This window comes from Vibrio sp. 1557, from assembly GCF_033340175.1.
Taxonomy (GTDB): domain Bacteria; phylum Pseudomonadota; class Gammaproteobacteria; order Enterobacterales; family Vibrionaceae; genus Vibrio; species Vibrio alginolyticus.
This window is the reverse complement of the sequence record NZ_JAWOVZ010000006.1, coordinates 24,997-36,251: the sequence shown is the minus strand read 5'-3', so window position 1 is coordinate 36,251 and position 11,255 is coordinate 24,997. Positions and strand designations below refer to the sequence as shown.

The 11,255-nt window shown below is 44.6% G+C and carries 9 protein-coding genes and 1 pseudogene; 7 read left to right on the top strand and 3 right to left on the bottom strand.

Annotated elements, in window-relative coordinates; genetic code table 11:
- Nucleotides 1–154 precede the first annotated feature (154 nt).
- The 5 genes from R7070_RS10120 (at nt 155) to R7070_RS10100 (ending at nt 5,934) form a co-directional block, all read left to right on the top strand.
- Entirely contained in the window at nt 155–967 is an 813-nt protein-coding gene (locus R7070_RS10120) for a sugar transporter (protein WP_213871763.1), read from the top strand.
- Nucleotides 968–1,143: 176 nt separating this feature from the next.
- Nucleotides 1,144–2,613: a protein adenylyltransferase SelO gene (locus R7070_RS10115; RefSeq protein WP_085569944.1), complete on the top strand. Its 1,470-nt coding sequence runs from the start codon at nt 1,144–1,146 to the stop codon at nt 2,611–2,613.
- A gap of 212 nt (nt 2,614–2,825) precedes the next feature.
- The gene (locus tag R7070_RS10110; protein ID WP_017634784.1) at nt 2,826–3,824 is read left to right on the top strand and encodes a TRAP transporter substrate-binding protein; all 999 of its coding nucleotides are present in this window, start codon (nt 2,826–2,828) and stop codon (nt 3,822–3,824) included.
- Between the two features lie 70 nt (nt 3,825–3,894).
- On the top strand, nt 3,895–4,569 hold the full coding sequence (locus tag R7070_RS10105) for a TRAP transporter small permease (protein ID WP_005382256.1): 675 nt from the start codon (nt 3,895–3,897) through the stop codon (nt 4,567–4,569).
- Between the two features lie 3 nt (nt 4,570–4,572).
- Nucleotides 4,573–5,934 (top strand): TRAP transporter large permease, encoded by a 1,362-nt coding sequence (locus R7070_RS10100; RefSeq protein ID WP_005382255.1) that lies wholly within the window; start codon nt 4,573–4,575, stop codon nt 5,932–5,934.
- Nucleotides 5,935–5,967: 33 nt separating this feature from the next.
- On the opposite strand, the gene R7070_RS10095 is transcribed toward R7070_RS10100, so the two are convergent.
- From R7070_RS10095 to R7070_RS10085, 3 genes are all read right to left on the bottom strand, one after another.
- A complete protein-coding gene (locus tag R7070_RS10095) occupies nt 5,968–6,150 on the bottom strand; it encodes a hypothetical protein (protein ID WP_021034161.1) in 183 nt (60 codons plus the stop codon).
- 78 nt (nt 6,151–6,228) lie between these two features.
- Nucleotides 6,229–7,566, bottom strand: coding sequence for a sigma-54-dependent transcriptional regulator (locus tag R7070_RS10090; RefSeq protein WP_005382254.1), 1,338 nt, complete (start codon nt 7,564–7,566; stop codon nt 6,229–6,231).
- 4 nt (nt 7,567–7,570) lie between these two features.
- Nucleotides 7,571–9,376, bottom strand: a complete 1,806-nt coding sequence (locus R7070_RS10085; protein WP_005382253.1) for an ATP-binding protein — start codon at nt 9,374–9,376, stop codon at nt 7,571–7,573.
- Between the two features lie 39 nt (nt 9,377–9,415).
- Between R7070_RS10085 and R7070_RS10080 the strand changes: the two are divergent.
- Both R7070_RS10080 and tig read left to right on the top strand, forming a co-directional pair.
- Nucleotides 9,416–9,628: pseudogene (locus R7070_RS10080) on the top strand (hypothetical protein).
- A 274-nt stretch (nt 9,629–9,902) separates the two neighbouring features.
- Nucleotides 9,903–11,210, top strand: a complete 1,308-nt coding sequence (tig, locus tag R7070_RS10075; protein WP_005382251.1) for a trigger factor — start codon at nt 9,903–9,905, stop codon at nt 11,208–11,210.
- Nucleotides 11,211–11,255: the final 45 nt, after the last annotated feature.

Here is an 11,255-nt window from a genome sequence, read left to right as displayed (position 1 = left end):
TATAAGCCACTCACATTGAGTGGCTTATTTTTTATCTGATTTATTTTGGTTTCGTTCTCATTATCTTATGAGATGTGTTTCTCATTATTTTTAAAGCGATTTTTCTACTCTGCGGTTACCCTAGGGGCCGATTTTTATGAACTAAGGATGTTATATGTCTACCGAGGGCTTTTCTGTTTCGGAAATATGCCGAGAAGCGGCAGTTATGGTCAGAAGGAATCTACTCGCAATTGTTATTGCTTGTATTCCGTTGATTATTGTGCACTCAATTTTTGCTTTTATGTATCCTGAAATGACGGGGCAAGATCAAGCGAACGTTCAAGAAGGCAATGTCTCAGGATTTTATTTCGTCACAATTATTTTGTACCCACTTGTTGCCGCTATGGCGGCTGTGCGTGTGCATCGAATTTATTTAGTCGGCGATTACATGCACTCGGCGTTGGATGTATTTCGTTTGTCAGCTCGAGAATTCCGTTTCATAGGCTGGTGGATACTGTTTGGACTGATGATGATGCTCGTTATTGGTATCCCGATCTTTGTGTTGTCGTTTATCTACATTGCAGAAAGTGGTGAAGCCGACTTTGTTGCTATGGCTATTATCACAACGATTGCAAGCATTCCTGGCTATTGGGTAATGGCGCGATGGTCATTTGTGTTGCCGGCGACAGCAATGGATCATCAGCCGCGCAGTTTGCGTCGTTCGTGGAACCAGAGCAGAGCATACAACAAACAAGTATTCATTTTGATGGGACTAATTCCATTGGGTGCGGGCTTGCTCAGTCAGCTGATCTTTAGCCACTTTACGAATCTCTTTATGTTGAGCCTCGTCGGTGTGGCCTATGGTATTTTTGGCGCGTACCAGCTGGCATTGTTATCGTTGAGCTATAAAACGGTAGTGGATATCGAACGCGCTCGTTTTGATACGCCATCACAGCCACCAAAAACGGGTGAAGAATTTTCCGCTTAACCCTTTGATCGTTTTTACATGCTACCTCCGTTTAGGAGACGGTCTGCGGCAGGTTGATACCTTCCTGCCGCCTTCGCGTTATTCACGCAAAATACCCATGCCCATTTCATGGCTGAATGACAGGGACATTCACACGTATACTCACAACAGTACTTCTTTTTATTAAGGAACCCTACATGTCCATTTGGCAACGGGTCAATTTCACCCATCGCTTTAGTCAATTACCGTCAGCGTTCTATACGTTGGTCGAGCCACAACCCTTGGACAACACTCGCTGGGTCGCTTGGAATGGTGAGTTTGCACAGCAGTTTGGTTTACCAGAAGAGCAAAACGATGAGTTATTGGCGGTTTTTTCCGGGCTAAGTGAATTCGAACAATTTCGTCCTCTTGCGATGAAATATGCAGGCCATCAGTTTGGCGTTTACAACCCAGATTTGGGTGATGGACGTGGATTACTGTTGGCAGAAATTGAGCATCAGGATGGTACTTGGTTTGATCTTCACCTCAAAGGTGCAGGGCTAACGCCTTACTCGCGAATGGGGGATGGGCGAGCGGTATTACGCTCGACTATCCGTGAGTACCTGTGCAGTGAAGCCATGGCGGGCCTTGGGGTTCCGACGACACGTGCTCTCGGTATGATGGTCAGTGATACACCTGTTTATCGAGAAAAAACGGAATCGGGCGCTTTGTTACTTCGAATGGCTGAAACCCATGTTCGATTTGGTCACTTTGAGCATTTCTTTTACACCAACCAGTTAGCAGAGCAGAAGCTGTTGGCGGATAAGGTGATTGAGTGGCACTTTGCTGATTGTGCATCGGTGGAGAAACCATATGCCGCGATGTTTGACGCCATCGTGACTAAAACAGCCGAGATGATCGCATATTGGCAAGCTTTTGGTTTTGCGCATGGTGTGATGAATACCGATAACATGTCAATTCTTGGGCAAACTTTTGATTATGGTCCGTTTGGCTTTCTTGATGATTATGAGCCGGGATACATTTGTAATCATTCAGACTACCAGGGTCGTTACGCATTTGATCAACAGCCTAGAATTGCGCTTTGGAACCTGTCAGCACTGGCGCATGCGCTATCGCCACTCGTTGAACGAGAAGATTTAGAATCGTCGTTGAGTCAATTTGAAGTTCATTTAAGCCAGCAGTTCAGCCGCCTCATGCGTGAGAAGTTGGGCTTAAAAACCAAGATAGCGGAAGATGGGCGTTTGTTTGAAGCTATGTTTGAGCTTCTTCACCAGAACAAAACGGACTACACTCGCTTCTTCAGAACACTTTCAAATCTTGATAATGCGCCTTCCCAAGCCGTAATCGATTTATTTCTCGACCGAGAAGCTGCGCGAGCTTGGCTTGATCTGTACTTAGCTCGGTGTGAGCTAGAGGTTGATGAACTAGGGGGCCTGATTTCAACCGAACAGCGTTGCAAACAGATGCGTCAAGCCAATCCCAAATACATCTTGCGTAACTACTTGGCTCAGTTGGCGATTGATAAAGCGGAAGAAGGGGACCTTAGCGAATTACACCGATTGGCCGAACTGTTAAAACGCCCATTTGATGAGCAACCCGAGTTTGATGATTACGCGAAATTGCCGCCGGAATGGGGGAAGAAAATGGAGATAAGCTGTTCTTCATAAATGGGTCATTTTCCACCCATTTGTATCTTTTTCTTGGGTGGAATTCACTCGTTACACTTCGGATTCATGTTAATGGGCCATGTTAATTTATTGAAATACATATAAATTTTAACATGGTCCATTAATTGCTCTTTGTTGAACATCCGTACCCATCGCCTAACACCTAGTTACTCATGGACGGGATGGGATGTGATTCAACAAGGAGAATAATAATGTTTAAGCCTCTAACTCTACTATCTGTCTCTGCACTTGCTGTTACCAGTTTTAATGCTGCCGCAAATTGTGACCCGGGTGAAACGGTCATCAAGTTTAGCCATGTAACGAACGCGGACAAACACCCTAAAGGCATCGCGGCTTCGTTACTTGAAAAGCGCGTCAACGAAGAGATGAACGGTAAAGTCTGTATGCAGGTGTTTCCTAACTCAACACTTTATGATGATGACAAAGTGTTGGAAGCGCTACTGAATGGTGATGTTCAACTCGCTGCTCCTTCTCTTTCTAAGTTTGAGAAATTCACCAAGAAGTACCGCCTATTCGATCTTCCTTTCTTGTTCGATGATGTCGACGCGGTTGACCGTTTCCAAAACTCGGAAGCGGGTGAAAAGCTGAAAAATTCAATGAAACGTCGTGGCCTACAAGGCATTGCGTTTTGGCATAACGGCATGAAGCAAATGTCAGCCAACAAGCCGCTCATTTCTCCAACTGATGCTGAAGGACTTAAGTTCCGTGTTCAAGCCTCTGATGTACTCGTTGCTCAGTTTGAGCAGCTAGGTGCTAACCCACAAAAAATGTCGTTCAAAGAAGTTTACGGTGGCTTGCAAACTAAGGTTATTGATGGTCAAGAAAATACTTGGTCAAACATTTACGGCAAAAAATTCTTCGAAGTTCAAGATGGCATTACGGAAACGAACCACGGAATTCTGGATTACTTAGTTGTGACGTCAAACGACTTCTGGAAAAACCTACCAGATGATCAGCGCGAGCAGTTAAACACCATTATTCAAGAGGTAACTGCTCAGCGTAATGCTGAGTCAACCAAAGTAAACCTTGCGAATAAGAACAATATCATCGAAGCCGGTGGTGTGGTTCGTACTCTAACGCCAGAACAGCGCCAAGAGTGGGTCACTGCACTTCAACCAGTATGGAAGAAGTTCGAAAAAGACATTGGTTCTGACCTAATCGAAGCCGCTTTGGCGTCTAACCAAAAATAATAACACCTAGCACATTTAGCCCTCTCAAACTGAGGGGGCTCTTTCCCCCTACAGACGACGTGATGTAATTATGGAACAGACTTTTTTTGCCAAGGCTGGACGAATCACTGATGCCATTGAAGAGACTTTGATTGCTTTCTTCTTGGGTGCCATGACCTTGCTGACCTTTGCCAATGTCATCTTTCGTTATGTCTTTAACGACAATATTCTTTGGGCGCTTGAGCTCACCGTTTTCATGTTCGCATGGATGGTGTTGGTTGGCGCATCTTATGGTGTGAAAAAACACTTTCATATTGGTGTCGATGTCATTATTAACATCGTTCCGGAAGGTAAACGAAAAGCCCTGGCGCTTTTTGCAGCAATGTGTTGCTTAGCCTTCTCTATTTTGCTGTTAATTGGCGCTTGGAACTACTGGTATCCGTTCGCTACTGACCGAGCGTGGTATGAAACGGACGATATTCCAATGCCTGAAATGCTCCAGTTCATGGCCGACTGGTTAAATGAGGGAGAGCGTTATGAAAAGCTGCCACGTTTTATTCCTTACTTCGCTTTGCCACTTGGAATGGCGCTACTAACGTTTAGATTTGTTCAAGTCACGTGGCAAATCGCTACTGGTAAGCTCGATCGCTTGATTGCAGGACATGAAGCGGAGGAAGAGCTCGAATCTCTTAAAGCTGAGATGAGTGACGCTGAAGACGTAATGGCTCCAAAGGCCTCGCAAGACGCTAAAAACAAGGAGCAATAAGCCATGGATATCTTATTTCTATTTTTGATGGTAATTGGCTTTATGCTGGTTGGCGTGCCAATTGCTATTTCGCTGGGCCTTTCCAGTGTTCTTTTCCTTTTAATGCATTCGGATGCCTCTTTAGCGTCAGTTGCTCAAACGCTGTTTAATGCATTCGCGGGCCACTACACGCTATTGGCTATTCCATTCTTTATATTGGCTTCAAGCTTTATGTCGACGGGTGGCGTAGCAAAGCGGATCATTCGTTTCGCCATTGCCATTGTAGGCTGGTTCCGCGGCGGTTTGGCGATGGCTTCGGTTGTCGCGTGTATGATGTTTGCCGCGTTGTCAGGTTCCTCACCTGCAACGGTTGTTGCCATAGGTAGTATTGTTATCGCAGGTATGATCAAAAACGGTTACTCAAAAGAGTTTGCCTCTGGGGTAATTTGTAACGCAGGTACGCTAGGGATTTTGATCCCACCTTCGATTGTGATGGTGGTGTATGCAGCCGCAACGGATGTGTCAGTTGGACGTATGTTCCTTGGTGGTGTGATTCCCGGTTTGCTGGCGGGTGTCATGTTGATGATCGCGATTTACATTGCCGCGAGAATCAAGAACCTTCCAAAGCAACCTTTTGTCGGTTGGAAAGAAACCTTTGATGCCGCCAAGGATGCAAGCTGGGGCTTGTTGTTGGTCGTCATCATTCTTGGTGGTATCTATGGCGGTATCTTTACGCCGACAGAAGCCGCTGCGGTTGCTGCTGTGTACTCATTCTTTATTGCTAACTTTGTATACAAAGACATGGGGCCATTTGCAGACAAGAAAAACACTAAACCTGCGCTCGTTAAAATCTTCCAAACCTTTGTTCATAAAGACACGAAACACACCCTGTATGAAGCGGGCAAACTCACCATCATGCTGCTGTTCATCATTGCTAATGCCTTAATTTTGAAGCATGTTTTAACGGAAGAACGGATCCCGCAAATGATCACCGAGTCGATGCTCTCGGCTGGTCTCGGACCAATCACTTTTTTGATTGTGGTGAACGTCTTGTTGCTGATTGGTGGTCAGTTCATGGAGCCATCAGGCTTGTTGATCATTGTTGCGCCGCTCGTGTTCCCAATTGCGATTGCATTAGGTATAGACCCAATTCATTTGGGCATAATGATGGTGGTGAATATGGAGATAGGAATGATAACGCCGCCCGTGGGTCTTAACTTATTTGTGACCGCTGGTGTTGCCAAAATGTCGATGATGAACGTAGTGAAGGCAGCATTACCCTGGGTTGGAGTGATGTTCTTGTTCCTAATTATCGTCACATATGTACCATGGGTTTCGACTTGGTTGCCTACTACCTTGATGGGGCCGGAGATCATTACCAAGTAATGGAAGCCAGAAAGTAGAAAGAGGTGTGAGAATTCACACCTCTTCGTCTATTGACTTGTAACAAGTTTTGCGCGGGTCTGAATTAATTCGACGTTCATAGTGTCGCCACCTCTTTTTATTTTTACGACGCTCTTCACCGAATCTTCTCTCTTCTTGATAGCAACCGTCTACGAGCACGGTATCTGTAACAATCGGTATTCTCACTTTTTCGTTCATATCTGTAACAACCATGATAAACCTGTTGTTAAAAATTATGATTCAAGTTGAATATAATGCCAGTTATCTGAACGTGTTTTATTTGTAAAGGTCTTTATTTATTTGGTAGCGCTGCATCTTGTCGTAAAGGGTTTTTCTTGGCACATTCAATTGGCACATTGTCTGTTTAATACTACCGTTGTTTTCTAATAAAGCGCCTTCAATGGCTGCTCTCTCAAACTCCGCTACTTGCTCTGCAAGGCTTGAGGAAGACTTAGCGACTGGGTTTGATTCTCCCAACTGAATTAACTTACCCAATAGCACAAAACGCTCTGCAGCATTTCTGAGTTCTCGAACATTGCCAGGCCAGTCATGGCTCATCAGTTGCGCTAGATCTTGGGGTGACAAGCTAGGTGAGCTTTTGCCATAACGTGAAGCTGCTACCAACAGAAAGTGGTGAAAGAGGGCTGGAATGTCTTCTTTTCGTTCGCGTAGTGGCGGGAGATCCAAGGTCACGACATTGAGCCGATAATAGAGGTCCTGACGGAAAGTACCTTCTTCAGCTGCGTGTTTTAAATCGACCTTTGTTGCGGCAATCACTCGAATATCTAAAGGCAATAATTCATTTGAACCGACACGCTCAATCACGCGCTCTTGTAATACCCTCAATAAACGAATTTGGGCTTGGATAGGCATCGACTCGATCTCATCCAAGAAAAGTGTGCCGCCTTGTGCAAACTCAAATTTACCGATACGACGGCTTTCGGCGCCAGTGAATGCGCCTTTTTCATGGCCGTAGAGTTCACTCTCAATTAAGTTCTCTGGAACCGCTCCACAATTTACGGCGACAAAGTTTTGGTTCCGGCGAGAGCTTTGCTCATGTAAAGAACGAGCGATTAACTCTTTCCCTGTACCGGTTTCACCAAACAACAAAATATCGGCGTCGGTATCGGCGATTTGGGTGATGGTCTCTCGTAATATTTGGATGCTAGAGGTTTCACCAATAACTCGTGGACCAAGGGTTTTACTGGCTTTAAGTGACAGGCGCAGTTTTTCATTTTCATTGGTTAGTTTGCGCTTCTCAATCGCCCGCTTAACCGTTTCAACCAAATGTTCTGGCGCAAAAGGTTTCTCAATAAAGTCGTAAGCGCCTTGATGAAGGGCTTGCACAGCCATGGAAATATCACCGTGTCCAGTGATCATGATGACGGGTAAGTTTGCATCGCGTTGAGTCAAAGTTGTCAGCATATCCATACCAGAAATGCCCGGCAAACAGATATCAGTGACCACGACGCCAGCTTCTTCTCCTTGCTGCATCGCTATTAAAGCCGATTCTGCATCCACAAAAAACTTGGCGTCGATATCCGCCAGTTCAAAGGTCTGTTCTATAGCGATTCTGAGATCGGCCTCATCATCAATAAAAAACACCTGACACATGATCTTATCCTTTTGATGGTTCAGTGTTGTAAGAAGTGATAGGTAAACACAATGAGAATCGAGCGCCGCCTTGTTCTCGATTATGGGCACATAATTTTCCATTCATACTGGCTAAGATTTGTTGCGAGATAGAGAGACCCAAACCTAAACCGTTCAGTTTAGTAGTTAGAAACGGTTCACATAAATCAGAAAGTGAGAAAGAGCCAAGCCCTGGGCCATTATCATCAACATGAATCCAAACCAAATCAGTGTGCTCATCGTGTTCTACAGATAATTCTACCTGTTTGTCTTGTTGTTCTTTGAGTGCTTCTATCGCATTAGTCAGTAAATTGACCAACACTTGCTCCAGTTGAATAATATTGATCTGCACTTCAACATCATGCTTTGGCAAATTTGTTTCTAACGTGACGCGCCCTGATTTAAATGCGGGCTTCATCAGTTCTTTTACAGAGGCAATCACAGGGAACAATCGAGATTGAGCCAACTCGTCACCACTGGTTTTTTTGGCGAAAGAGCGAAGTTGCTGACTGATATTTGCCATACGGTCAGTGAGAGCAGAAATGCGAGTGAGATTATCTTCCACTCGCTCATATTTTTCTTTTTTTAGAAACAGCTTGCCGTTCTCCGCAAAGCTACGAATTGCCGCAAGTGGATTATTCAGTTCATGGCTGATACTGGCTGACATTTGTCCTAACACCGCGAGTTTCGCTGCTTGCACCAATTCATCTTGAGTAACGCGTAAAGTTTGCTCGGTATCGATACGCTGTGCGATCTCAGCTTGCAACTCGGCAGTCCGTGCCATGACTTGATATTCCAACTTTTGATTGGCTTCTTGTTGAATTCGTTCAATTTGCAAGTGACGCTGTTGACGGTGATAGATAAGCTGACCAATTAAAAACAAAACCATGAATGCTAGAGTGAGTACAAAGATGTAACCCATGGTGAACCAAACGATCGACTGTTTAGGAGACAGCACACGAATTGTCAGTTTGAGTTCGGGGAGGGGCAGCGAAGAGACCACCAAGGTTCCTTTATTGTATGGGTAACCCTGTTTAAGCTCAGAATGCACCTCGTCCAAACTACCTACTAATCCAAGCGTTTCAATTGGCGCATCAAGATATTGTTGGCTTGCCCAAACTTGCTTTTTCTCTTTTTTTGTCAGTGGTTGTAAGCTTTTGAGTAGCCATTCACTTCGGCTACTCATGAAAACAATTCCGTATGGGTCGCTGGCGACAAAAACACTGTTAGGTTGCTGCCAGTTGTCCTCTATCTTACTTAGGTCCATCTTCACCACGACGACACCAAGTACACCGCCAGCGTATACGATGGGATAAGAATAGTAGTAGCCACGTTTACCAGATGTTGAGCCCAGTGCATAGTATTGGCTTCGTTTACCTACAATGGCTTGTTTGAAATAAGGTCGAAATGCAAAATTTCGACCGATAAAGGAGCGCTCTTTACGCCAGTTGCTGGCCGCGATCGTTGTACCCCATTGATCGATTAAGTACGTATCCGCTGCTTCAATCACGCCATTAACGGATTCTAAATACCGATTAGTGATTTCCAGTTGCGCACTGTTGTTGGGGTGCTGAAGCGCTTGATAAAGAGGATCATCTTTAGCGAGAAGATTTGGGATATGGGCGTACTTATCGAGTTTATTTTTTATATGGCCAGAAAATTGCTCCAGCTGTGATTGGTGTTTATCAAGTAGAGATTGATAACTGGTCTGCCAAACCCAATGGCCACCGATAATTGCGGACAGGAAATAGAAAGCAAAAAATGTCAGCAGAATCCGTTTTTTTTGCGACATCCTTACACTCCTTACAACTTCCTTTGGTCACGTAAGAAAATGTTAATAGTTTGTAGGAAGGATTAGGGATTTAGTTTTCAACTCTGTGGAGTAAAACAAGAGCAAGATCTCTTTTTAGGCTTTTCGATAAAAAAACCGGTCGATTCTCTTGAAAAAGTCGCTATTGTCCCCATTCTAGATATGCTGGCGATGCTTAGACGGTGTCTGAATCGCATTTTTGAAGAAAAAATGGGTCAGCATTCGAGAATTTAGCGCAGACAATGTCCACATAGTGGCTATTGGCTCGACAGGGTTGCGACAGATCGCTAGAATGTCGCGTCTAAAAATTCTGTCCTGAGGCTAATAGGAGATACCTTTGGTTATTTTATCGAAGATATCACTGATTAGTCCGGTACTGACAACCAGTATCGATACTCGATTTTAAATTAGGTGTTCGGACAGAACACTACACAAGGATGAAGCGTAAGCTCCTCTGAGTTTCGCTCATACGCTCGGAAAACCGAGCCACTTTAGAGGTTTATATATAATGCAAGTTACTGTTGAAACGCTAGAGGGCCTAGAGCGCCGTCTAAACATTACTGTTCCAGCTGCAAACATCGAAGACGCTGTAACAGCTGAACTACGCAACATCGCTAAAAACCGTCGTTTCGATGGTTTCCGTAAGGGTAAAGTGCCTCTAAAAATGGTTGCTAAGATGTACGGCAAAGCAGTACGTCAAGACGTTCTTGGTGAAGTAATGCAACGCCACTTCATCGAAGCTATCGTTAAAGAGAAAATCAACCCAGCTGGCGCTCCAACTTTTGCTCCTGTAGAGAACAAAGAAGGTTCAGACCTAGTTTTCACTGCAACTTTTGAAGTTTACCCAGAAGTTGAGCTTAAAGGCCTAGAGAGCATCACTGTTGAAAAACCACTAACAGAAGTTAAAGATGCAGACGTAGAAGAGATGATCGATACTCTACGTAAGCAACAAGCAACTTGGGTTGAAGTTGAAGAAGCAGCAGAAGATGGCAAACGCGTAAGCATCGACTTCGTTGGTTCTATCGACGGTGAAGAGTTCGAAGGTGGTAAAGCTGAGAACTTCCCTCTAGAAATGGGTGCTGGTCGCATGATCCCTGGTTTCGAAGACGGTATCGCAGGTAAAACTGCTGGTATGGAATTCGACATCGACGTGACTTTCCCAGAAGATTACCACGCTGAAAACCTAAAAGGTAAAGCAGCTAAGTTCGCAATCAAAGTGAACAAAGTTGAAGCTCGTGAACTACCAGAACTAAACGACGAGTTCGTTGCTAAGTTCGGTGTTGTTGAAGGTGGTGTTGAAGCACTTAAAGCTGAAGTTCGTAAGAACATGGAACGCGAACTTAAGCAAGCTGTTAAGAACCGCATCAAAGAGCAAGCGATTGACGGTCTAGTTGAGCAAAACGACATCAACGTACCATCAGCGCTTATCGAGCAAGAAATCCAAGTTCTACGTCAACAAGCTGCACAACGCTTCGGTGGTAACCCAGAAGCTGCTGCTCAGCTTCCACGTGAACTGTTCGAAGAACAAGCTAAACGTCGCGTAGTTGTTGGTCTTCTACTAGGTGAAGTAATCAAATCTGAAGAGCTAAAAGCGGACGACGAGAAAGTTAAAGCGCTAATCGAAGAAATGGCTACTGCATACGAAGATCCATCAGAAGTTATTGCTTACTACGAGCAAAACGAAGAAATGATGAACAACATGCGCAACGTAGCTCTAGAAGAGCAAGCAATCGACGCGATCATCGCTAAAGCACAGGTTTCTGAGAAAGAAGTAGGCTTCAACGAGCTACTTAACCAACAACAACCTGCTGCTTAATAAGCAATATCTTGCGTAGAAGGTTGACTTAACGTTAACTATTCT

Coding starts and splice junctions, on each gene's coding strand:
- R7070_RS10095 (WP_021034161.1), bottom strand. CDS start 6,150: ATGAACGAAAAAGTGAGAATACCGATTGTTACAGATACCGTGCTCGTA.
- tig (WP_005382251.1), top strand. CDS start 9,903: ATGCAAGTTACTGTTGAAACGCTAGAGGGCCTAGAGCGCCGTCTAAAC.
- R7070_RS10105 (WP_005382256.1), top strand. CDS start 3,895: ATGGAACAGACTTTTTTTGCCAAGGCTGGACGAATCACTGATGCCATT.
- R7070_RS10100 (WP_005382255.1), top strand. CDS start 4,573: ATGGATATCTTATTTCTATTTTTGATGGTAATTGGCTTTATGCTGGTT.
- R7070_RS10120 (WP_213871763.1), top strand. CDS start 155: ATGTCTACCGAGGGCTTTTCTGTTTCGGAAATATGCCGAGAAGCGGCA.
- R7070_RS10090 (WP_005382254.1), bottom strand. CDS start 7,566: ATGTGTCAGGTGTTTTTTATTGATGATGAGGCCGATCTCAGAATCGCT.
- R7070_RS10110 (WP_017634784.1), top strand. CDS start 2,826: ATGTTTAAGCCTCTAACTCTACTATCTGTCTCTGCACTTGCTGTTACC.
- R7070_RS10115 (WP_085569944.1), top strand. CDS start 1,144: ATGTCCATTTGGCAACGGGTCAATTTCACCCATCGCTTTAGTCAATTA.
- R7070_RS10085 (WP_005382253.1), bottom strand. CDS start 9,376: ATGTCGCAAAAAAAACGGATTCTGCTGACATTTTTTGCTTTCTATTTC.